The organism is Streptomyces sp. NPDC022552 (genome assembly GCF_055561875.1).
On sequence record NZ_JBVHGJ010000013.1, the window covers coordinates 160,634 to 183,570 of the forward strand.

Consider the following 22,937-nt stretch of genomic DNA (forward strand, 5'->3'; position numbering starts at 1 on the left):
CGGATGACGAACCGTTACGCCCAAAGCATCTTCCTACGATCGGGGGACGGCGACTCCCGTCAGGTCCTCGTCCGCCCCCGCCTCGGACACGCCCTCGACCTCCGTGCCGGCGGGTGCGAGCAGGAAGACGTTGCGGTCGACCCGGTGCATGACGCTGCCGAGCCCGAACACGACGCCGCTGCTGAAGTCCAGGATGCGCTTGGCCACATCGGTGTCGGCGCTCGTCAGATCGAGGAGCACCGGGATCTGCGCGATGAGGTACTCGGCGACCTCGCGCGCGTCCGCGAAGACCTGCACGCGCAGGACGACCATGCGGCGCTGCTCGGCCGCCTCGTACGGGTCGGGCATCGTGCGGTGGTCGACCCTGGACGGCCATTCGTCACGGCCGCGCAGGGGCAGGACCTGGGCGAGGCCCTCCCACTGCTCGTCGGTGACGTCGTACCTCTCGTACCTACTCATGCACCCATCCTCCCGTTACTCACCCGTTCGGCCCAACAGCGACACGAGCCGACTCGGGTGTGCGGTCAGCGTTCGACCGGCAGTCCGCGCGGTTCCTTGATCCGTTTCATGATGATCTGCGAGTTGACCTCGGTGACCCCGGTGAGCGAGGTCAGCCGCTCGATCCAGAGCCGTTCGTACGCGGCGAGGTCGGCGACGGCGATCCGCAGCAGGCAGCCGGGGCTGCCGAACAGCCGGTGCGCCTCGATGACGTCGGGGATGTCCCGCAGGGCCTCCTCGAAGGCCTCGACGGTCTCCCGGTCGCGCCGCACCTCGATCGAGACGAGCACCTCGAAGCCCCGCCCGACGGCCGCCGGGTCGATGACCGCGCGGTACCCCTGGATCACGCCGTCCTCCTCCAGCTGCCGCACCCGCCGCAGGCAGGCCGAGGCGCTGAGGCCGATGCGCTGCGCGAGCTCCAGGTTGGTCAGCCGACCGTCCTCCTGAAGCTCACGCAAGATACTGCGATCGATCCTGTCCATGGCGCAATTATGCACACCAGAGTTCCCGGTTCCGGGTCCGAAATCGCAATCACATTCCATACAAGCTGACCTATCGTTGCGAAGGCGACACCCTTCGATCTCCGGGACAGACAGACATGCAGTGGACACGCGACGACCGGCCGCGCCGGATCACCCTCATCAGCACGGGCGGCACGATAGCCAGCCGCTGGCAGGGCACCGGGTACGCCGCCGACGCCTCCGGTGACGACGTCCTGGCCACCTCGGCACTGCCCGAGGGCGTGACGGTCGAGGTCGTCGACCTGTTCAACGTCAACAGCTCCCGGATGACCTCCGCCCGTCAGCTCACCCTGCTGCGCGCGGTCCACGCGGCGCTCGCCGACCCCGGTGTGGACGGCGTCGTGGTCACCCACGGCACGGACACCCTGGAGGAGTCCGCCTTCTTCCTCGACCTCCACCACTCGGACCCGCGCCCGGTCGTCTTCACCGGTGCCCAGCGTCCGCTCGGTACGGGGGACGGCGACGGCCCCGGCAACGTGTACGACGCCCTTCAGGTCGCCGCCTCGGTCCGCGACCTGGGCGTGCTCGTGGTCTTCGACGGCCGGGTGCACGCGGCGCGCGGCACCGTGAAGACGCAGACCCTGGCGGCGGACGCGTTCGCCGACCCCTCGGAGTCCAGCATCGGGAAGGTCGGTTTCGGCAGCGTCGACATCCGCCGCAGCCCCGACCGGTCCACTCCGCTTCCCCTGCCCACGGCCGCCGTCGAGGACCTGCCCCGGGTCGACGTGGTGATGCACCACAGCGACGGCGACCCCCTCTTCCTCAACACCTCCGTCGCGGCCGGCGCGCGGGGCGTCGTACTCGTCGGTACGGGTGCGGGCAACGCCACGCCGGACATCGCCGAGGCCGTCGGCGCGGCGGTCGCCCAGGGCACGCTGGTGGCGCTGAGCACGCGGGTGCCCGCCGGCCCGGTCGCCGAGCTCTACACCGGCGGCGGCGCCGTGGACCTGGTGGCCGCCGGAGCCGTACCGGCCGGGACGCTGCGTGCGGGGCAGGCCCGGATGGCCGTCCTGGCGACCCTCCTGTCCGACGTGGGCCCGGAGCGCCGCCCTGCGCTGCTGCACGGCCTGCTGAACGGCCCGACGCGCCCGGAGCCCGCCCTGACGGCGTCCGGTTCGCGCTTCAACGGCACCTCCTGACGCGCGCTCCCCTCCCCCTCCCCCCTCCCCCTCTCCTCCCCTCGAAGGCACCTCGATGACGACTGTCTCCCGCCGTGAGCACGACCTCCTCGGAGAGCGGGACGTGCCCGCCGACGCGTACTGGGGCATCCACTCCCTGCGCGCCATGGAGAACTTCCCGATCACGGGAACGCCGATCTCCGTCTACCCGCAGCTGATCGACGCGCTGGCCGCCGTCAAGGAGGCCGCCGCGCTCGCCAACGAGGAGCTCGGTCTGCTCTCCCCGGCGAAGACGGCCGCGATCGTCGCCGCCTGCCGGGAGATCCGCGGCGGGAAGCTGCACGACCAGTTCGTCGTGGACGTCGTGCAGGGCGGCGCCGGGACGTCGACGAACATGAACGCCAACGAGGTCGTCGCCAACCGGGCCCTCGAACTCCTCGGCCACGCCAAGGGCGAGTACCAGCACCTGCACCCCAACGAGGACGTCAACCTCAGCCAGTCCACCAACGACGTCTACCCGACCGCCGTCCGGATCGCGGCGATCACGGCCGTCCACGGTCTGCTCCAGGCGACGGCGGTGCTCCAGGACGCGTTCGCGGCGAAGGCCCTCGAGTTCCGCGACGTCCTCAAGATGGGCCGCACCCAGCTCCAGGACGCGGTGCCGATGACGCTGGGCCAGGAGTTCTCCACGTACGCGGTGATGCTGGACGAGGACCGCAACCGGCTCGCCGAGGCCGTGGAGCTCATCCACGAGATCAACCTGGGCGCCACCGCGATCGGTACGGGTCTCAACGCCCCCGCCGCCTACGCCGAGACGGCCCGCCGCCACCTCGCCGAGATCACCGGCATGCCGCTGGTGACCTCGGCCAACCTGGTGGAGGCGACCCAGGACTGCGGCGCCTTCGTCCAGCTCTCGGGCGTCCTCAAGCGCCTGGCGGTCAAGCTCTCCAAGACCTGCAACGACCTGCGCCTGCTCTCCTCGGGCCCGCGCGCCGGCCTGAACGAGATCAACCTCCCCGCCGTACAGGCCGGTTCGAGCATCATGCCGGGCAAGGTCAACCCGGTGATCCCGGAGGTCGTCAACCAGGTCGCCTTCGAGGTGATCGGCAACGACATGACGATCACGATGGCGGCGGAGGGCGGCCAGCTCCAGCTGAACGCCTTCGAGCCGATCATCCTGCACTCCCTGGCGAAGAGCATCACCTCGCTGCGCGCGGCCTGCCTCACCCTCGCGGAGCGTTGCGTGGTGGGCATCACGGCCAACGTGGACGAGCTGCGGGCGGCGGTCGAGAACTCCATCGGCCTGGCCACGGCCCTGAACCCGTACATCGGCTACACCGCCGCCACCGCGATCGCCAAGGAGGCCCTCCTGACGGGCCGGGGCGTCGCCGAACTCACCCTGGAGAAGGGCCTCCTGCCGGCGGAACGCATCGCGGAACTGCTGACCCCGGAACGCCTGACGGGCGTCGAGGCCCGCCCGGTCTGCTGAGCCGGCCTGCCCGGCCGAGCCGCCCGAGACGACCGGTCCGGCTGAGCCGTGGCCTCGGCCGCCTCAGCCGGAGCGGTTACGTCGGCTCCCTGAGCTCCTCGGTACGCGGCGCGGGTAAGGAAGGCTTCGCGCGAACTGGACGGTTCAGAACCGCCAGACGGTTCGCGAGCATCCGCCTCCGTTGCCCCGCGTCGGCCAGGAGCATCCGACGCTGCCAGAGTTGTCGGCGGTATCCGAACTCCATGGTGCCCAGGGCGAGCGCGGCGTTGAGGAGTGTCGCTGACAGCGGTAGGGCATACATGCGCCAGCTCAGGACCCCGGACGGCGCAGAAGAGAGCGCCGACACCGTGCTGAGCGTGACGTTCAGCGTCACCCACAAGGCGTACAGGCCGAAGACCCAGGGGTGGTCCTGTACCAGCCAAGTCAGACGGGACCTCTTGGCCTCATTCGCCAGCCCGGTAAGAGCGCGGCCGATGTCGTCGAGCACCCAATGCGCCTTCTCACGCTGCTCGCGCGTCATGGGGGACGACCAGAGGCGGGTACGGGCGTCCAGCCGAGCAATCGCCCGCCACAGGACCTGCCTGGGCGCCGGTACCGGCAGTGCCTGTGGCCACCGCAACCACTGGTCCTCGTCCCATTTCGTGGCACGGATGGAAGCCGCTGCCACACGCGCCACCGCGAACACCACGACGACCAGCAGCACCCAGGACAGCAGGATGCCCTGCTCTCTGACTCTGAACACACCGGACAACGCGACGATGATCAGCGCGACAGCTGCCGGGTAGGTGCGCCGGACGAACGTCTCGTGTCGAACCGAGTGCAGTTCACGCTCCCAGGCGTAGACGTAGGACCGGAAGACGTGGACGACAACACCCGCCGCAAGGAGTGCGCCCATCGCCAGAACCGACCAACCGACGGCCACGAGGGTGACCGGGATGTCCACCTGACGGGGCACGGCACCATCCCCTGTGGACCCAAGTGCCGCGGCGGCGAAGGCCGTCGCCGACAGGGCGGCACCGCTCCCCAGCCCCCGGCCGGGCCGAGCGGGCGGGACCTGTCCCGACGGGATCGGGTGCCACGTCCGCGCCACCCGATGTTCCAGCGTGGCGATCAACTGGAGTATGTCGGCACTCCATCTGAGGCCCAGCAATGGCTGGGCCTGCCGGTGCGCGAGGTCCCGTATCTCGTGCGGTAATTCCTCGGGCCGCGGGGCCCTGGCTCCGTCCAGCAGTAGAGGAATGACGGTCGTGCCGGTACGCAAGGCCCATTCGATCTCGTGGCGGACCCAGTCTTCTTCAAGGTGCAACCGCCTTTCCCCTGCCTCGTTCCGCTCATCGGCCCAACCGTCGTGGATCACGACGAGCAGCACTTCGCAGTCCGTCAGGCGCCGCCGCAGCGTGTCCGGGTAGCGGTCACCGGGCGGGATCGAGGCACTGTCCAGGAACACCTGCCCATCCCCAAAATGCCGTGCAAGCCGACTGCGTAGATCCCACACCCTCTCGATGTGTCGCCCCCGTCGGTAGTTGACGAAGATGCCGCCCAAGTTCCCTCCCCCATCACCACCCGGTCCCGACTCATGGAACCGGCCGCACCGTTGCGCTCTGGGCCACATCGTCACCGATGTGACAGGGCAGGCCCGAGGGAGGGGTGAGCCCGCCGTGCGCAGGCGCGGTCAGGTGCGGAGCCAGGCCGCCGTGTCCGGGGGGAGGCGGCCCTCCGTGTCCAGTGGGCCGCTGGTGAGGAGGACGCGTTCGTGCGGGGGGAGGGCGGCGGGCGTGGGTGAGAGGTTGACGACGCAGACGAGGCCCCGGGGGCGGGCGAAGGCGAGGAGGCCCTCGGGTGCGGGGAGCCAGGTCATCGGGCCGTCGCCGAAGCCCTCCTCCGTACGGCGCAGGGCCAGCGCCGTACGGTACAGCGCGAGCATCGACTCCGGGTCCGCGTCCTGGCGGTCCACCGCGTAGCGGGCCCAGTCCCGGGGCTGGGGCAGCCACGGCTCGGACGTGGAACCGAATCCGTACCAGGGCGCTTCGGCGTTCCAGGGCAGCGGGACGCGGCAGCCGTCGCGTCCCGGGTCGGTGCCTTCGGAGCGGGCGTGCATGGGGTCCTGGATGCGGTCGAGCGGGATGTCCGCCTCGGGCAGCCCGAGTTCCTCGCCCTGGTACACGTACACCGAGCCGGGCAGCGCGAGGGTCAGGAGCGCGGCGGCGCGGGCGCGGCGGGTGCCGAGTGCGAGGTCGGTGGGGGTGCCGAAGGCCTTGGCCGCGAAGTCGAAGCCGGTGTCCGCGCGCCCGTAGCGGGTGGCGGTCCGGGTGACGTCGTGGTTGCAGAGCACCCAGGTGGCGGGGGCCCCGACCGGGGCGTGTTCGGCCAGGGTGTCGTCGACGGCGCGGCGGAGCCGGTCCGCATCCCAGGGACAGGAGAGGAAGCTGAAGTTGAAGGCCGTGTGCAGCTCGTCGGGGCGCAGGTAGCGGGCGAAGCGTTCGGAGTCCGGCAGCCAGACCTCGCCGACGAAGACCCCCTGGTAGGAGTCGGCGATCGCCCGCCAGGAGCGGTAGATGTCGTGGAGTTCGTCCTGGTCGATGTACGGGTGGGGGTCGACGCCCTCGACGAAGTCGGCGAGTGCCGGGTCCTTGGCCAGCAGCGCGGCGGAGTCGATCCGTACGCCGGCGACGCCGCGCTCGAACCAGAAGCGCAGCACGTCCTCGTGCTCCCGGCGGACCGCCGGGTGGGCCCAGTTGAGGTCCGGCTGCTCCGGGGTGAAGAGATGGAGGTACCACTCGCCGTCCTCGACCCGGGTCCAGGTCCGCCCGGAGAACTGCGAGGGCCAGTTGTTGGGCGGGAGCTCGCCGTTGTCGCCGCGGCCGGGGCGGAAGTGGAACAGTTCGCGCTCGGGGCTTCCGGGTCCGGCCGCCAGGGCCGCGCGGAACCAGGCGTGCTGGTCGGAGACGTGGTTGGGGACGATGTCGACGATCACCCGGATGCCGAGCTCCCGGGCTTCGGCGATCAGTTTCTCGGCCTCGGCGAGGGTGCCGAAGGCGGGGTCGATGGTGCGGTAGTCGGCGACGTCGTATCCGCCGTCCACCAGCGGGGAGAGGTACCACGGGGTGAACCAGACGGCGTCGACGCCCAGTTCGGCGAGGTAGGACAGTCTCGCCCGGACGCCCGCGAGGTCCCCGGTGCCGTCGCCGTCGCCGTCGGCGAAGCTGCGTGGGTACACCTGGTAGATGACGGCGTCGCGCCACCAGTCGTCGGTGCGGTGCGAGTGAGGGGCTGCCACGTGACGGTCCTTTCGGGCAGGTCGGGGTTCCTCGCCGCCGGCCCGGTCGCTGCGGGGCGTGGGACGGGCCGGCGACGAAGTCTTCTGGGTGCGCGGGAGGGTACGGAGGTGACGGCGGCAGCGGCTGGTGCGGCGGCCGTGCGGGCCGCCGCCATCCGCCGGTGCCGGCGGTCGTGCGGGCGGGTCAGCCCTTGAGGCCGCCCGCCGTGAGGCCGCTCATGATGTTGCGCTGGAAGACCAGGAAGATGAGCAGTGTCGGCACCGAGGCGATCGTGAGCGCCGCGATCAGCACGTTCACCGGCACGCCGTTGGAGAGCGAGTAGATACCGACGTTGAGCGTCTGCATCGCGGGGTCGGGGAGCGTGAGCATCGGCCAGAGGAAGTCCTTCCAGACCCCCACCACGGCGAAGATCGACACGACGCCCAGGATCGGTCGCGAGATCGGCAGCACGATCGACCACAGGATCCGCGCCGGCGAGGCCCCGTCCATCGACGCGGCGTCGAGCAGCTCCCTCGGGATCGAGTCGAAGAACCGCTTGAGCAGGAAGATGTTGAAGGCGTTGGTGACGGACGGGAGCCAGATCGCCCAGGGCGTGTTCAGGAGGTTGCGCTCCACGATCGGCACGTCGAGGACCGTGAGGTACTGCGGGACGACGAGGACGGTCGCCGGGATCATCAGGGTCGCCAGCATCATGCCGAGGATCGCCTTGCCGAGGACGGGCCGCAGTCTGGAGAGCGAGTAGGCGGCCGCCACGTCGAGGACGAGCTGGAAGGCGAGTGCGCCGAACGCGTAGTAGAGGGTGTTGAACAGCAGGGTGGCGAGATCCATGACCTCCCACGCGCGGGTGTAGTTCGCCGGTTCGAAGGTCCCGGGCACCATCGTCGGCGGTGTCCGGATCACTTCCTGGGCGTCCTTGAAGCCGCTGGACACCATCCAGTACAGCGGGCCGAGGAACGCCAGGGTGAAGCCGCCGACGACCACGGCGAAGACCGTCCAGTAGAGGACCTTGCCGCGGGGCCGGGCGAGCTGCGCCGGCGAGATGAGTGTGCGTGTGGACATGCTGGTCTCCCCCGGTCCTACTCGTCCTCGGCGCGGCTGAGCTTCACGTACGCGGCCGAGAATCCGGCCAGGAGTACGAGCAGGAGCAGGCCGAGCGCCGCCGCGGCACCGTAGTTGTTGAAGTTGAAGGCGTACTGGTAGATGAGGTACACGACGGTCGTGGTCGACCCCTCGGGGCCGGCGCCGCCGGTGAGCAGGAAGGGTTCGACGAAGACCTGCATGGTGGCGATGATCTGCATGAGCAGCATCAGGGACAGGATGAGGCGCGTCTGCGGGATGGTGACGTGCCAGACCTTGCGGAACAGGCCCGCGCCGTCGAGTTCGGCCGCCTCGTACAGCTCGCCGGGGATGCCCTGGAGCGCGGCGAGGTAGATGAGGGCGGCGCCGCCCATGTTCATCCAGGTCGAGGCGATGACCACGGAGAGCATGGACAGATCGGGGTCCTGGAGCCACTGCTGCTCGGGCAGGTGGAGGAAGCGGAAGAGTTCGTTGAGCAGGCCGTAGCCGGGGTCGTACAGGTACTTGAAGAGGAGGACCGAGGCGACCGGCGGCAGCATCACGGGCAGGTAGACGAGCAGCCGGAGATAACCCTGGCCGTGGTGGAACTCGTTGATGACGAGGGCGACGACGAAGGGGACGGCGAAGCCGAAGACCAGGGCGAGGGCGGTGAACAGCAGCGTGTTGCGCCACGCCTGCCAGAACGCCGGGTCGTTGAAGACGGTGGTGAGGTTGTCGAGGCCGACCCAGGTGGTCTGGCCGCTCTCGGTCTTCTGGAAGGCGAGGAAGAACTCTCTGACCATCGGGTACCAGGAGAACACCGCGAAGCAGACGACCGCGCCGATCAGGAATCCGTGGGCGGTGAGGTTGCGCTTCAGGTTCCTGGCGAACCGGCCGGTGGGCGGCGCGGGGTCCGTCTCGTACGGCGGTGAGGGGCGGCGGGGGGCCGCTGTGCTCGGGGTCAGGCTGGGGGCCGACATCTCGTCGCTCCTTGGTGCTGGTCTGCCGGGGTTGACGTCTGTGGGCGGGGCGGGGGCGGCTGGACGGTCCACCCCCGCCGCCGGTCCCGTCACTGGTTGGCGAGGACCTGGTTCACCTGTGTCTCGGCGGTGGCGAGCAGCTTGTCGATGTCGGCGTCCTTGTTGGTGAGGAGGCCGGACATCACGTTGTCGAGGACCTTGTAGACCTCCTGCGCCTTCGGTGGCTCCGCCTTGCCGGCGACGGGGTTGTCCATGAAGGTCTTGAAGTTGGCGACCGGCATGGTGGCGTGCTCCACGCGGGCGGCGTCGTCCTGGGTCTTGGCGTCGTTCAGCCAGAAGTTGGGCTGCGGAACGCCGACGGGCAGGCCGTCCTGCTTGCTGCGCGCCCAGTCGAACTGGCCCTTGCCGACGGTGAGGTTCTTGAAGTTGAGCCAGGCGATCGCGGCCTTGATCTTGTCGCCGGATATGCCCTGCTTGATCATGTAGTTGTTGCCGCCGGCCAGGGTGGCCTTCTCGCCGGGAATCGGCCCCATGCCGAAGTTCTCGTACTTCGCGCCGAGTTGCTGGACCATGTACGCGATGTCGTCGGGCGCGGCGAGGAACATGCCGAGCTTGTCGGTCGCGATCTGCTTCTGCAGGTCGCCCCACTTGAGCAACTGGGTCTTGCCCATGCTGTCGTCCTCCCAGCGCATGGCGTGGAGGTTCTTCGCGACCTGCTTGCCGAGCTCGTTGTTGAAGGCGGCCTTCGTGCCGCTCGCGTCGACGACGTCCCCACCCACGCTGTACATCTGCGCGGTGAAGTGCCAGCCGCCGGTGTTGCCCGCGCTGTACTCGCCGAACCCGGCGACGCCCTGGCCCAGACCCGCGATCTTCTTGGCGGCGGCGCGGACCTCGTCCCAGGTGCGCGGCGGGGCGTCGGGGTCCAGGCCGGCCTGCTGGAAGAGCTTGCGGTTGATGAGCAGGCCCATCGTGTAGTTGCTGGTGGGCAGGCCGTACAGCTTGCCGTCCTTCTTGAGCGAGCCGAGGACGTTCGGGTCGATGTTCTTGAGGAGCGGGACGGACTTGTCGTTGACGTAGGCGGTGATGTCGGCGGCGCCGTCGTTGTCGAGGACCTGCGGCAGGTCGGTGAAGTACGTGTAGAAGACGTCCGGCTGGGACTTCGCCTTGAGCATCGCGGTGAAGCGGGGCGGTTCCAGGCACTGGCCGGGGGTGGAGCGGCCCTCGATCGTGACGTTGGGGTACGTCGCGTTGAAGGCGGCGACGTCGGCCTTCCACTGCTTGAGCTCGGCCGCCTTCGCCGCCGGGGGCATGCAGTCGATGGTGATCGTCACCTTGGTCTTCGGGTCCAGCGGAGCGGAGGGATCGGACGAACCACCGCCCTCGGAACCACCGCTGCCGTTGTTGCTGCTGCTCGTGCCGCAGGCGGCGAGTGCGGTCAGCGTGAGCGCGGAGACGAGGGTGACCGCGCTGGCGCGGCGCGTACGGCGGAACCGGGCACTTCTCATGGGTGGTCCCCTTCGGGCATGAACGTGGAGGTCGCGTCGCCCCACCGCCGGTGCGTTGTGGGGCGCGCCACACTCAACCACCCTCAACAAGTGAACGCAAGATATCGCGCTGATTTCGAAATTGCCTGACAGAGAAAAGAAGGACTGCGGGGATCCGGACTTACGAAGCGCTCAGGGCGGGTCGCCCGAAGGGGCCCAACAGGGCCCAACAGGGCCCAGGGGGCCCGGGGAAGCCCCGAAGGCCCCTCCGCACACCCCAAAGGCCCTGGTTCCTTCGCAGTCGACCCTCCGCGGCGTCGCAGCGGGCACAACGCACGCAAGGTCGGTGCAAGCAGCCGCAAGCCGCCTGCACCGACCTCACCGGGCCTGTCGCCCGTGGTGTCGCGGGCCCCGTCAGGGGTTGACGTTGATCTTGAAGGTGGACGTGGTGTTACGGATGTCCACCGCGTTGCCGCTCAGCTCAAGGCCGTTGAAGGTCACCTCCCCCACGGCCGGCCCCTGCCCGGACTCCGGCATCTCGTTGGCCCAGAGACCGAAGCCCGACTTCGCGTCGAAGGCGTCCCCGCTCCTGCGCGCCCCCGTGATCGAGATGTCCGTGAACACGGTGTCCTTGATCGGGAACTGTGGCTGTCCGCCGACGTAGTTGGTCTGGAACATCACTCCGCTGTACGTCGGGTCGACGATGTCGACGTGGTCGACCCTGATCCCCTGGAAGACCTTGGAGGCGGAGAAGACCCAGATGCCCGGGAAGGTCTGCGCGCCCCAGAAGTGCCCGCCGGCCCGGACGATCGAGATGTTCTCGAAGGTCGTGGGCTCGGTGCCGAAGCCGTTCATCGGATAGCCGAAGTCCAGCGAGGAGATCGTGATCCCGGAGTAGACCAGCGTGTCCGCGATGTGGATGTTGCGGAAGGTGTTGTTGTAGCCGCCGTAGACGGCGACTCCCGCGGCCCGCCAGGTGAGTGTCGACGTCAGGTTCTCGTAGACGTTGTTCTTCATGTCCGCGCCGCCCGCGTCGATCGCGGAGAAGAGCGCGAAACTGTCGTCGCCGGTGGCACGGGCGTCGTTGTTGGTCACGAGGTTGTCCGTCGATCCGTTGGTCATGTTGATGCCGTCGGCGAACATGTTGCGGATCCGGGAGTTCCGAATCGTGATCCGGTCGGTGTTGGCGCCCCAGTACAGGCACACCATGTGCTCGTTCCAGATGTCGTCGATCACGATGTCGGTCACGTTCGCGAAGTCGAACACCTTGCCCGGACCGTCGATCCGCGAGGTGTAGTTGCCGAAGTACGCGAAGCCCTTGAAGAGCGACCCCTTGGCCGCCGCCTCGGCCCGGAAGCCGACGTCGGTGTTGTCCTGCGTCGGGGGGGCGTGGAACTTCGTGTACCAGGGCCCGGCGCCGACGACCTTCACGGCCTTGCCGTACACCTGGAACTTGCTCGACGTCTGGTAGTCGCCCGGCGGCAGGTAGACGCCGACGAGAGTGCCCGTCGTGTCCATCCGTACCCGGTCGAGCGCGTTCTGGACGTCCTGGTGGGCGAACCCGGCGGGGACCGTGTACGTCGCCGGGTCCGGGTTGGTGACCGGCGCGACCTGCTCCAGGTTCACGAAGTCGATCGCGTACGTGTGGCTGTTGGCGGCGTCCTTCTGCAGCCGGATCCTGCTGCCCGCGCGCACCGTCTCACCCAGCATGAGATGCGCCTCGTCGTAGATGTGACGCGGGGCGCCCGCGCCCGGGGAGTTGCCGGGCGCGGTCTCGGCGCCGTACAGCCAGGCGTACTTCGAGGTCAGTGGAAGCGCCTTCTTGAAGACGCCGTCGACGTAGACGTTGACCGTCGAGTCGATGCCGCCGCCGCCCGGTGCGTCCGGGATCGAGAAGCGGGTCACCAGGGTGTTGGTGTCCGCGCGCGTGGTGAACTCGACGTACTCGCCCGTCGCGTCCAGGTTCACGGCCCTGCGGCCCGAGGCCTCGCCCGCGATGTCGCCGACGGTCCGGTTCGGACCGACGACCTGGGCCCCTCCCCCGGCGGTCCCGTCCTCGGCCTCGTACATGTCGTACGGCATGTTCGCGCCGCGGCCGACGAACAGCGGCTGCGTGGAGGTGTTGTTCGCCCGCTTGACCGGCAGTTCGTTGGCGTCGTCGGCGAGGACGACCTTCACGGTGTACGAGCCGTTGGCGGCCGTCCAGGGGCCGAGGCCCACCTCGGCCGTGGCCCCGGCCGCGATGGCTCCGCCGTGCGCCCCGGTCAGCGTCCTGACCGTGGCACCGGTGGAGTCGACCAGGGTGAGCGTGACGCCGTGGCTGCCCGACGCGCTCGCCACGGTGCCCTGGTTCCTCACGGCCACCTTGAAGGTGACGGCGTCACCGGCCGCGGGGCTGGACGGCGAGGTCGTCACGGAGGACGTGACCAGGTCGGAGCTGGAGACCGGCCTGACCACGAGGGCGGTGGGGCTGGTGAAGGTGTTGTTGGACTCGTTCTGCTCGATGACCGCGCTCGGCTCGTCGGCGACGGCGCTCAGCTGGTACGACCCGGCGTCGCGGGCGCCGATGGAGGCGTTGACCGTGGTCTGGGCGCCGGCGGCCAGGGCCCCGACCTGCGCGGTGGCGACCTTGGTACCACCCAGGCGCAGCGCGACGGCGGAGGCGGGCGCGGCGGCCGGACCGCTGTTGCGGACGGTCGCGCTCACCGTGATCGGGTCCGACTCGACCGGCGCGGCCGGCGAGACGGTCAGACCGGTGACTTCGAGGTCCGGGTTGGGCGCCGGGACGCCGATGACCTGGAACTCGGCCAGCTGGCCCGCCGGTGCGCCGGAGTTCGCGGTGAACCTCAGCCGGACGTCCGCGACCCGGGCGGAGACGGGGATCGTGACGGTGTTGGCGCTCGCCGGGTCGAACGTGTAGCTCTTCGCCGTGACGAGGCTGCCGAAGCCGGAGGCGCTCTGCTCGCGGCCGAGGACCTCGACGGTCTGGCTCCGGGTGGCCCAGGCCGCGTCAGGGTTGAGCTTGAGGACGAGGCGGGTCACGTCGGCGTTGGAGCCCAGCTTCACGGTGAGGGACTGCGGGTAGCTGCCGCCCGCGCCCTCCCAGTAGGTCGCGACGTTGTTGTCGTTGGCGTTCGCCGCGGCGTAGGTGTGCACCGTGGAGGAGGCGGCGATCTCCTTGCTGACCGCCAGGTCGGAGCCCGTACCGCCCGTACCGTCGCGGGTCACGGCGTTGCTGTACGCCGACCGGTTGCCGGCCGCGTCCTTGGCGCGGACGTGGTACGTGACGGTGGCGGAGGCCGGCTGGGTGTCGGTGAAGGTGGTGACGTCGCCGGCGACGCTGCCGCGGAGCGTGTTGTCGGCGTAGACGTCGTAGCCGGTGACGCCGGTGTCGTCGGAGGAGGCGTTCCAGGTCAGCCGGATCTGACCGGCGCCGGGTTCGGTGAGCGCGAGGTTCGCCGGCGCGCTCGGTGCCTGGGTGTCCCCGGTGTCACCGGTGCGCGTCACGCTGTTGCTGTCGGCGGACTGGTTGCCGGCGGCGTCCTTCGCACGGACGAGGTAGGTGACCGTCTGGTTCGCCGGCCGGGTGTCGGTGAAGGTGGTGACGCCCGCGCCGACGCTGGTCAGCAGGGCGCCGTTGGCGTAGACGTCGTAGCCCGTCACGCCCACGTTGTCGGTGGCGGCGTTCCAGGTGAGCCTGATCTGGTCGGTGGCGGGTTGGGTGAGGGCGAGGTTCGCGGGTGCCGACGGGGCCTGGGTGTCGCCCGTCTGCGGACCGTAGACCTCCAGCTCGGAGAGCTGCCCCGCGGCCTGGACGCTGTTCGCGCTGACCAGGACGCGTACGTACCGGGTGGTGGCCGCGTCGAAGGTGATCGTCGCGGAATGCCCGCCCGCGGCGCCGAAGGTGTACGCCTGGGAGGCCGTCAGGTCGGTGAAGGCGGTGCCGGTGGTGCTGCCCTGGATCTTCAGGGTCTGGCTGCGTGTCTCCCAGCCGGAGGGGAGTCGAAGGACGACCCGGTCGACGCGGACGGCGGAGCCGAGGTCGGCCTGGATCCACTGCGGGAGGGCGTTGTTGGCGCTCTCCCAGTACGTGGCCCGGTTGCCGTCGTTGGCGTTGCCCGCCGCGTACACCTGGGTGTGGCTGCTGGCGGTCAGGGTGCGGCCGCTCGCGAGGTTCACGGACGACCCGTCGGCGGCGTGCACCTCCAGCTCGGAGAGCTGGGCGGCCTGCCAGCCGGTGTTGGCGGTGATGTGGACGCGGACGAACCGCGCCTGGGTGGCGGGAAAGCTCACCGTGACCGTGTTGGCCGCGCCCGGGCTGAAGGTGTAGGTGGCGGAGTTCTTCAGCGTGGCGAAGCTCGTGCCGTCGGCGCTGCCCTGGACGGAGAGCGTCTGGTTACGGCTCTCCCAGCCGGCGGGCAGCTTCAGGACCACCTCGTCCACGCGTTCCGTGGTGCCGAGGTCGGCCTGGACCCATTGCGGCAGGCTGCTGCCGGCGCTCTGCCAGTACGAGCCGTGGTTGCCGTCGGTGATGTTCGCGGCGCCGTACTCGGCGACGGCGCTGCTTGCCGCCGCGGTGTCGCCGAGGGCGATGTTGGGGCCGCCGGCGGCCTGGGCGGCCATCAGCGGACCGCCCAGAGTCAGGAGGCTGGTCGCGACCACGGCGCTCAGGAACCGCGGTCTCCGGTCGGAGATGCTCATCTGTCCTCTCAGTCCTCGATCTCGGCCTCGCGCCCTACCGGCGGCGAGGCACGGCTCAGGGGCGGCGGCCCCGTCGGAACGGGGCCGCCGCACGGGGGTGTGGCGTGAGGGTCAGTTCCTGTTGACGACGAACTGCGAGCCGGGCTCGACGAGGACGTCGCCCTCGGCCGAGTTGGTGATGGTCACGTTCGTCAGCGTCGCGCTGCCGCGCGCCCCGCTCATCGCGAGGATCCCGGAGCCGTTGTTCGACTTGTCGATGCGGACGCCGGTGATCTTCACGTCCGGCATCTCACCGCCACCCGTCTTGAACTGGATGCCGTCGTACGTCGAGTCGAGGATGTCGGTGTCCCGGATGGTGACGCCCGGGATGGGCTGGCCCTGCGCGAAGAGTGTGATCGCGCCGAACTCCTGGTCCTCGTTCCAGAAGGCGCCGCCGGTGCGGTGCAGGGCGTTGTTGGCGATCAGCGTCTGCCCGGAGAAGGGCAGCGGGTCGTGGTCGGTCGCCAGCATGATCCCGGGGTAGTTCATGGTGTCCGAGATGATGTTGTTCTCGATGGTGTTGCCGAAGCCGCCGTAGACCGCGATGCCGTTGGCCCGCCACGGCAGTTGGATCGTGTTGTTGCGGAAGTGGTTGTTGGATCCGATGTCCACCGAGGTGTCCTTGACGTACTTGCTGGCCCAGACGGCCAGCGCGTCGTCGCCGGTGTTGCGGAAGGAGGAGTCGAAGACGGTGGAGTTGCGGGTGCCGTTGGCGAAGTTGATGCCGTCGGCGTACGTGTTGCGGATCCGCATGCCGGTGAACGCAAGACCGTCGCCGGGGCCCCAGAGCTCGGGGATGTTGGAGTAGTCACGGCCGGCCCAGACACCGACGTTGGCGTGCTCGATCCAGACGTTGCTGATCTTGGTGCCCTTGCCGAAGCGGCCGTTGAGACCGACGCCGCCCTCGGCGTTGCCGTCACCGCCGCGGATCTGGCCCGACCCGAAGATGGCGATGTCGGAGATCTGCGTGTTGTGGTCGATGTCGAAACCGAAGTTGCCCTCGTGCGGGTGGTTGATGCCGCCCGCCTGGTGCGGCGGGGTCAGCGTGTACAGCTGGGAGTGCCACATGCCCGCACCGCGGATCGTGACGTCCCGGACGCCGACCTGGTTGAACTGCCCGCGGTTGAGCGGGTCGTCGGTCAGGATCTTCTGCTCCTGGCGCCACTGCCCGGCGGGGATCCACACGCAGGGGATCTGACCGTTCTGGTCGGCGGTCACCGCGCGCTGGAGGGCGTCGGTGTCGTCGATGCCGTCGTTGGGGACGGCGCCGTACTCGGTGATGGAGACGCAGTTCGCCGGCTTGGCGGCCGGGGGCGCGACCTGCTCCAGGTCGATCAGGTCGATGACGTAGAAGGCCGCCGAGTCGCCGGCGTCGCGCTGGAGCCGGAACTTCGTGCCCACCGGGTAGGTCTGCGCAAGGAGCGCGTGCGACTCGTCGAAGAGCCGTCGCGCGTCACCGCCGGGCCGGTTGGTGAGCCCCTCGGGGTCGTCGGTGGTGCCGTAGAGCCAGCTGTGCTTGGACGACAGGGTGAGCTTGCGGACGAACACGCCGTCCGCGTAGAGGCTGAGGGTGGCCTCGGCCCCGCCGCCGGCTGCGGAGTCGGGGACGGAGTTGCGTACGACGATCGAGTTGGACGGGTTGGCCGAGGTGAACTCGACGTACTGGCCCTGGGAGCTGAGGCGCACGGACTTGCGGCCGGAGGACTCGGTGGCGAAGTTGGTGTGGCCGAACGTCCTCTTCTGGTCGGCGGTGAGCAGGGTGCCCTCGTAGCGGGCGTCCTCCGCCTCGTACTCCGTGTACGGCACGGCCGCGCCGCGTCCGACGACGAGGGAGCGGGTGAAGACGTTGTTGTTCTCGTCGGTCTCGACGACGGCGCCGGTGGCGTCGGCGGTCGCCGTGAGGGTGGCCCCGCCGCTGGTGGCCGTCCAGGTGCCGGAGATCGGGACGGTGACCGTCTGACCGGCGGCGATCGCGCCCGCGGTGCCGTTCAGGGTGGTGGATCCGGCCGTGAGACGGGTGACCGTGCCGGCCGGAGCGCCGGTGGTGCCCCGGTTGTCGACCGTCACGGTGAAGGTGACGGCTGAGCCGACGGCGGGGCTGGCCGGGTTGGTGGCGATCCCGGTGACCCGCAGGTCGGGGCCGGGGCTCTGGCCGACGACCAGTTTCGCCGTCGCCGTCCGGCTGTTGTTGGTGTTGTCCTGCTCCGCGACGGTGTCGGTCGGGTCGACCACGGCCGAGACGGTGTACGAGCCCGTGGGGCGCTTGCCCACCGTGACCGGCACGGTCGCCGAGGCGCCGGCGGCGAGCGCGGCGACCGGGGCGGAACCGGCGACGGCGCCCTCCAGGCTGACCTGGACGGTGGTGGCGGCCGCCGCGGCGGTTCCGGCGTTGCGCACGGTGGCGTGGACCGTCACCGGGTCCGTCTCGGACGGGGAGGAGGGGGTCCACGTCAGGTCGGTCACGGTGAGGTCGGGGTTGGGCGCGGCCGCTCCCACGACCTGGAACTCCGCGACCTGGCCGCCGGGGGCGCCGGTGTTGGAGAAGAAGGCGAGGCGCAGATCCGCGTACCGTCCGGTCACCGGGATCGTGACGGAGTTCTGGCCGGAGGCGGGGCTGAACGCGTAGTCGGCGCGGGCCTTGAGCGAGGTGAAGCCGGAGGCCGACTGCTCACGCCCGAGGACCTCGATCGACTGTGTTCTGGGCCCCCACACCTGGTCGGGGTTGAGCTTGACCACCACGGCCTGGACGTCGGCGTTCGCGCCGAGTCTCACCGTCAGGGTGGCGGGGAAGCCCGCGGACTCCCAGTAGGTGCCGGCGTTATCGTCGTTGGCGTGGGCGGCGACGTAGGTCTGGGTCGCCGAGGACGCCTCGATCGGCTTGTTGCGCGCGAGGTTGGTCCCCTCGACCGGAGGGTCGACCGGTCCGTCCTCGCCGTGGACCTCCACCTCGGAGAGCTGGGCGGCGTTCCAGCCGGAGTTCGCCGTCACCTGGATCCGTATGTAGCGGGTGGTGGCGGAGGTGAGGGCGATGCTCACGGTGTTCGCCCTGGACGGGTCGAACGCGCGGGGCTGAGCTGCGGCGAGGGTGGTGAAGGAGTTGCCGTCGGTGCTGCCGAGGACACCGACGGTCTGCGAACGGGCCTCCCAGGTGGTGGGGAGCTTCAGGACGACGTCGTCGACACGGGTGCTCGCGCCGAGGTCGATCTGCACCCACTGGGGGAACGATCCTGCCGGACCCTCCCAGTAGGACTGCTGGCTTCCGTCGGTGACGTTGCCCGCCGGGTACGCGCCATGGGCGCCACCAGCGGTCACCGTTCTGCCGAGCGCCAGGTTGGGCCCGGCCGCCGCGGCGTACGCGTGGACGGGCAGGAGCCCCACGGCGACCAGTCCGGCTATCAGCATGCCGACCGTCAACCGCCAGCTCAGGATGTTGCCTCTCATATGGGCCTCTCCGTCTGCTGGGCCGCGGCTCGGCGCCGACACAGGGACACTCGCCAGGAACCCAGCGGAGCTCTGACAATGAATGACGGCGAGATACAGACTTATTGAGCATTTTCGTTAATCTTTTGCGCCGCCGGGGTGTCAGGTTTCTATCAGGTCACCGCTTTGTCAACAGCCGTGGCAGAACCGGAGGTTGGGGCGTCCCATCCCCGCAGGTCAACGAGAAACGGCTCCGGCGCCGGGGAGGCGGTGAGGCCTCCCCGGCGCCGGAGCCGGGGAACGACGAGGGGGTGAGGGTCAGCCGAGGGGCGGCGGCGCGGTGGATCCGCGGACGACGAGTTCGGGCTCGAAGAGGAGCTCGCCCGGGTCGGTCTGGGTGCCCTGGATCTGGGCGCACAGCAGCTCGACCGCCGCGCGGCCCATCGCCTCGATCGGCTGGCGGACCGTGGAGAGCGGCGGCTCGGTGCAGTTCATGAAGGCGGAGTCGTCGAAACCGACGACCGACACCTGCGACGGAACGGAGAGCCCTCGCCGGCGCGCGGCCCTGATCGCCCCCAGGGCGAGCGGGTCACTGGCGCACACGATGCCGGTGACGCCGCGCTCCAGGAGGCGGGTGGCGGCGGCCTGGCCACCTTCGAGCGAGAAGATCGACCGCACGACGTGCTCGTCCGGCAGCGTCGTGCCCGCCGCCTCGGCGGCCGCCCGGGCCGCTTCGAGCTTGCGCCGCGACGGGACGTGGTCGCTGGGGCCGAGGACGAGACCGATCCGCTCGTGCCCGAGCGAGGCGAGGTGGCGCCACGCCTGCTCGACGGCGACGGCGTCGTCGCACGAGACGCAGGGGAAGTTGAGTCCGGCGATGGAGGCGTTGATGAGGACGACCGGGATGTTGCGCTCCGCCAGCTGGTGGTAGTGGTCGTGCGGCGCGTCCGCCTGCGCGAACAGCCCGCCGGCGAAGACGACGCCGGACACCTGCTGCTGGAGGAGGAGCTCCACGTAATCGGCCTCGGAGACGCCCCCCTTGGTCTGCGTGCAGAGCACGGGGGTCAGCCCCTGCTGCGCGAGCGCACCACCGATCACCTCGGCGAACGCGGGGAAGATGGGGTTCTGCAGCTCCGGCAGGACGAGACCGACGAGTCGCGCGCGCTCGCCGCGCAGCTGCGTGGGCCGCTCGTATCCGAGCACGTCGAGCGCGGTGAGGACGGACTGGCGCGTGGCCTCGGAGACACCGGGCTTGCCGTTGAGCACACGGCTGACCGTGGCCTCGCTGACTCCCACCTTCTTGGCCACTTGAGCAAGTCGTCGCGTCATGAGCGCAAGACTATCGCAAGACTCGCAAGTTTGTTGCGTCGTTCTTCCGGGGCAAGCGCAAGGCACCGGCCCGTGGCCGCCGCAGATCGGCCACGGGCACGCGCGGTGGTGCTCGCGCTCGCCGGCGGCCGTCACGGGGTCGATGTCGCCGAGTGACCGGGCGCGCCGCCCAGGGGCTACGCGCCCATGGCCATCGCCGGTGTCCGGTTCCAGTGCATTCGGGACCAGGGGAGGGTCAGCTCGCCCTGGTTCGGGACGTCTTGGGGGGTCAGGGCCGAGAGGGGCGTGGCTTCGGTATGGCGGGCGAAGACCGTGTCGACGTAGCGGTGGCCCGTGTCGGCGGCGATGAAGAGGGCCGTCCGTCCGGGGGCGCGCTCGCGTTCGTGGCGGGCGGCGAGGTAGGCGGCGCCGGTCGACAGACCCGCGAAGACCGCGTGGCGGCGCAGGAGGTCGACGCTGCCGGAGAGGGCCGCGTCGAAGGAGATCCAGTGCAGGGTGTCGTACAGCTCGTGCGCGACGTTGCCGAAGGGGATGGAGCTGCCGATCCCGGCGATGATGATCTCCGGGTCGGAGACGTGCTCGGCGCCGAAGGTGACGCTGCCGTACGGCTGGACGCCGACGAGTTCGACGTCGGACGGCGCCCGCCCGTCCGGGTCCTCGCGCAGGTAGCGGGCGAGGGCGCCGGTCGAGGCGCCCGAGCCGACCCCGCCGACGACGGTGAGCCCGTCAGCGCCGGTCGCCTCCCGGACGCGGTCGGCGATCGCGCGGTAGCCCAGGTAGTGGATGTCGTCGTGGTACTGCCGCATCCAGTGGTACTCGGGGTGCGCGGCGAGGATCTCGTGGATCCGCTCCACCCGCCGCTTCTGATCGAGCTTGAGGTCGCTGCACGGCTCCATCTGCTCCAGCGTCGCTCCCAGGATGGCGAGTTGGGTGCGCAGCGTGTGGTCGACCGTCGTCGAGCCGACGATGTGGCAGCGCATGCCGTGCCGGTGACAGGCCAGGGCGAGCGCGTAGGCGTAGATGCCGCTGGAGCTGTCGAGGAGGGTGTCCCCGCGCCGTACGGCTCCGGTGTCGAGCAGGTGGCGCACCGCGGCAAGGGCGGAGACCGCCTTCATCGTCTCAAAGCGCAGGCAGACGAGCCGGTCGTCGAGGCGTATCAGGTCCGGCCGGCCGATCGCCTCCGCGATGTGCTGGTCCATTCGGGATCTCCTTGGTGGTGGGGGCGGTCGCGAAGGTGCGGGTGGCGGGGATGCCGTCGGCGTCCAGGGCTCGCAGGCAGCGGCGCACGCGGTGCCGCAGGCCCGGCGCGGCGGGGTCGAGGAGCACGCCCGCCACCGCGCCGCTGTGCGCGATCTGCACACCCACCGCCCCGACCCGCCGGGCGATGGCGGTCAGTGCGTCGAACTCCGGGTGCCCGAGCACCTGTTGGCCGCGCCGGGCGCTGGCGGTGGCGACCTCCCCGAGGAGCCGGGCGTCACCTGTGGCCACCGCCCGGCGCAACAGCGTGCGCAGCCGCTCGTACTCCCGGATGTCGGCGTCGCCCGCCTCCCGTACGGGCAGCGCGAGGGTGTCGACGGGCGCGCCCCCGCCGAGGGCGCAGCCCACGACGACCAGGGGCGGGAGGGCTCGGCCGAGGACCTCCAGGACGCGGCCCTCCCGCTGGGCGAAGAGCACGGGGCGGCCGCCCCACATCAGCGGATCGCTGGCGAGTTCGGCGCGCACGGCGAGCCGGGCGACCGTCTCGGCGGCGAGGCCACGGAGCCCGTACGCGTCGGCGACCGCGCGCACGGCGGCGATCACGTCGCTGGTGGAGCTGCCCATGCCCAGGCCCACCGGAATGTCGCCCGTGAGCCTCAATACCCCACCGCAGGGCGGCAGTCCCGTCAGCTCCGCGCACTCCGCGACCGCGAGGGCCGCGGCGTGCGCGGCCTTCGTGCGGTCGGCGGGTACGACGGTGAGGGCGTCGGGCGCGGTGCCAGGGCGCCGGACGAACACGGCGCGGCTGCCCGGACCGGCCAGGGGCAGGGTGACAAGACCGGCGCACCGGCGCCCCTCGCCGTCGAGGAACACCCCTTGAAGGATCTCGCCGTGGTGGCAGGGGGCGTACCCGGTACCGGTACGGCGTACGGCCCGGCGCGCGGCGGGGATCACGCGCCGCCCACCGCCCGGTAGCGGTACAGGGCCGTCTCCTCGGCGCTGAACTGGGAGAAGGGGAACGGTTCCGCGGACAGGGCGGTCACGCCCGAGCCGAGGAAGGCGCGGGCGACGGCGCTGCCGGTCTGCGCGTAGACGATCAGCGGGATGCCCCGGGCCCGGCAGCGCTCCAGGACGGTGTCGAACGAGCCGTTGCTCAGCGTCATTCCGGTGGCGACGACGGCCTCGGCCCGCTCCAGCACCTCGTGCATGTCGTCCGTGACGGGGTCGCCCCACTGGGTGGCCTTGAGGTTGAAGTCACAGGGCAGCGGTTCGCCGCCGCGCTCGCGGATCGCCGCGACCAGCGGGTTGACGACGCCGATGAGGCCGATCCGCGCCCCTTCCTCGATGTCCAGGAGGCCTGCGACGGCCGCGTCGCGGGCCGCCGCGCGGACCTCCGGGCTACCGGCGGGCAGGGTCACGGCCTCGGCGTCGCCCGCCTCCCCGGCCGCGCGGTGCGGGCGCGTCTCGGAGAGGTACGCGTCGAGGGCGGCGATCCGCAGCGGGCGCGGGGCCTCGCGCAGCAGAACGTCGAGCGGGGCACCGGAGAAGTCGCGGCAGATCGACGCGTCGATCTCGCCCGCCTCGAAGGCGCACCCGCCGAAGGAGCCGCCGAGGCGGACCAGGACGTACTGGTTGAGGTACGTGGTGTCGCCGCCGGCCAGGCGGGTGCCGTGGTGGAGCCAGAAGACGCTGGTCGCGACGTGTTCGGAGGGGAGCGGGCCGTGCTCGCCCGCCAGGACGGCCTCGACGAGCGCGTCGACGGAGCGGACCGGGGTGGAGGGGACGGCGGTGGAGGAGGCGGGGGTGGTCAGGGTCATGGGGTTCCTT

The 22,937-nt window shown here is 70.4% G+C and carries 15 protein-coding genes; 2 read left to right on the forward strand and 13 right to left on the reverse strand.

Annotation, left to right across the window (positions count from 1 at the left end; all coding sequences use genetic code 11):
* Window positions 1–33 precede the first annotated feature (33 nt).
* On the reverse strand, window positions 34–459 hold the full coding sequence (locus tag ACZ3OF_RS28540) for a cell division protein SepF (protein WP_361674652.1): 426 nt from the start codon (window positions 457–459) through the stop codon (window positions 34–36).
* Window positions 460–524: 65 nt separating this feature from the next.
* Complete coding sequence (locus tag ACZ3OF_RS28545; RefSeq protein WP_260226008.1) at window positions 525–980, reverse strand: Lrp/AsnC family transcriptional regulator; 456 nt, start codon at window positions 978–980, stop codon at window positions 525–527.
* A 116-nt stretch (window positions 981–1,096) separates the two neighbouring features.
* On the opposite strand from ACZ3OF_RS28545, the gene ACZ3OF_RS28550 reads away from it, so the two are divergent.
* Both ACZ3OF_RS28550 and aspA read left to right on the forward strand, forming a co-directional pair.
* Entirely contained in the window at window positions 1,097–2,158 is a 1,062-nt protein-coding gene (locus tag ACZ3OF_RS28550; RefSeq protein ID WP_467307594.1) for an asparaginase, read from the forward strand.
* A gap of 55 nt (window positions 2,159–2,213) precedes the next feature.
* Window positions 2,214–3,626 (forward strand): aspartate ammonia-lyase, encoded by a 1,413-nt coding sequence (aspA, locus tag ACZ3OF_RS28555; protein WP_361674656.1) that lies wholly within the window; start codon window positions 2,214–2,216, stop codon window positions 3,624–3,626.
* A gap of 76 nt (window positions 3,627–3,702) precedes the next feature.
* On the opposite strand, the gene ACZ3OF_RS28560 is transcribed toward aspA, so the two are convergent.
* The 11 genes from ACZ3OF_RS28560 to ACZ3OF_RS28610 all read right to left on the reverse strand — a co-directional run bounded on the left by ACZ3OF_RS28560 (window position 3,703) and on the right by ACZ3OF_RS28610 (window position 22,927).
* Window positions 3,703–5,238, reverse strand: a complete 1,536-nt coding sequence (locus ACZ3OF_RS28560; protein ID WP_467307656.1) for a TIR domain-containing protein — start codon at window positions 5,236–5,238, stop codon at window positions 3,703–3,705.
* A 60-nt stretch (window positions 5,239–5,298) separates the two neighbouring features.
* Window positions 5,299–6,903 (reverse strand): glycoside hydrolase family 13 protein, encoded by a 1,605-nt coding sequence (locus ACZ3OF_RS28565; RefSeq protein WP_467307596.1) that lies wholly within the window; start codon window positions 6,901–6,903, stop codon window positions 5,299–5,301.
* Between the two features lie 184 nt (window positions 6,904–7,087).
* A complete protein-coding gene (locus tag ACZ3OF_RS28570; protein ID WP_467307597.1) occupies window positions 7,088–7,963 on the reverse strand; it encodes a carbohydrate ABC transporter permease in 876 nt (291 codons plus the stop codon).
* A 17-nt stretch (window positions 7,964–7,980) separates the two neighbouring features.
* Window positions 7,981–8,940: a carbohydrate ABC transporter permease gene (locus ACZ3OF_RS28575; RefSeq protein WP_467307599.1), complete on the reverse strand. Its 960-nt coding sequence runs from the start codon at window positions 8,938–8,940 to the stop codon at window positions 7,981–7,983.
* A gap of 89 nt (window positions 8,941–9,029) precedes the next feature.
* On the reverse strand, window positions 9,030–10,445 hold the full coding sequence (locus ACZ3OF_RS28580) for an extracellular solute-binding protein (RefSeq protein WP_361674674.1): 1,416 nt from the start codon (window positions 10,443–10,445) through the stop codon (window positions 9,030–9,032).
* 393 nt (window positions 10,446–10,838) lie between these two features.
* Window positions 10,839–15,125: a discoidin domain-containing protein gene (locus ACZ3OF_RS28585; RefSeq protein ID WP_467307602.1), complete on the reverse strand. Its 4,287-nt coding sequence runs from the start codon at window positions 15,123–15,125 to the stop codon at window positions 10,839–10,841.
* 111 nt (window positions 15,126–15,236) lie between these two features.
* The gene (locus tag ACZ3OF_RS28590) at window positions 15,237–18,605 is read right to left on the reverse strand and encodes a CARDB domain-containing protein (RefSeq protein WP_467307603.1); all 3,369 of its coding nucleotides are present in this window, start codon (window positions 18,603–18,605) and stop codon (window positions 15,237–15,239) included.
* A 297-nt stretch (window positions 18,606–18,902) separates the two neighbouring features.
* Window positions 18,903–19,913, reverse strand: coding sequence for a LacI family DNA-binding transcriptional regulator (locus ACZ3OF_RS28595; protein ID WP_361674680.1), 1,011 nt, complete (start codon window positions 19,911–19,913; stop codon window positions 18,903–18,905).
* A 176-nt stretch (window positions 19,914–20,089) separates the two neighbouring features.
* Window positions 20,090–21,112 carry a pyridoxal-phosphate dependent enzyme gene (locus ACZ3OF_RS28600; protein WP_467307605.1) on the reverse strand — a complete coding sequence of 341 codons (1,023 nt, stop codon included), beginning with the start codon at window positions 21,110–21,112 and terminating at the stop codon, window positions 20,090–20,092.
* The gene (locus tag ACZ3OF_RS28605) at window positions 21,033–22,064 is read right to left on the reverse strand and encodes a GHMP family kinase ATP-binding protein (protein WP_467307607.1); all 1,032 of its coding nucleotides are present in this window, start codon (window positions 22,062–22,064) and stop codon (window positions 21,033–21,035) included. The genes ACZ3OF_RS28600 and ACZ3OF_RS28605 overlap by 80 nt, the downstream gene beginning before the upstream one ends.
* On the reverse strand, window positions 22,061–22,927 hold the full coding sequence (locus tag ACZ3OF_RS28610; protein WP_361674686.1) for a Rossmann-like domain-containing protein: 867 nt from the start codon (window positions 22,925–22,927) through the stop codon (window positions 22,061–22,063). The genes ACZ3OF_RS28605 and ACZ3OF_RS28610 overlap by 4 nt, the downstream gene beginning before the upstream one ends.
* Between the last annotated feature and the right edge of the window lie 10 nt (window positions 22,928–22,937).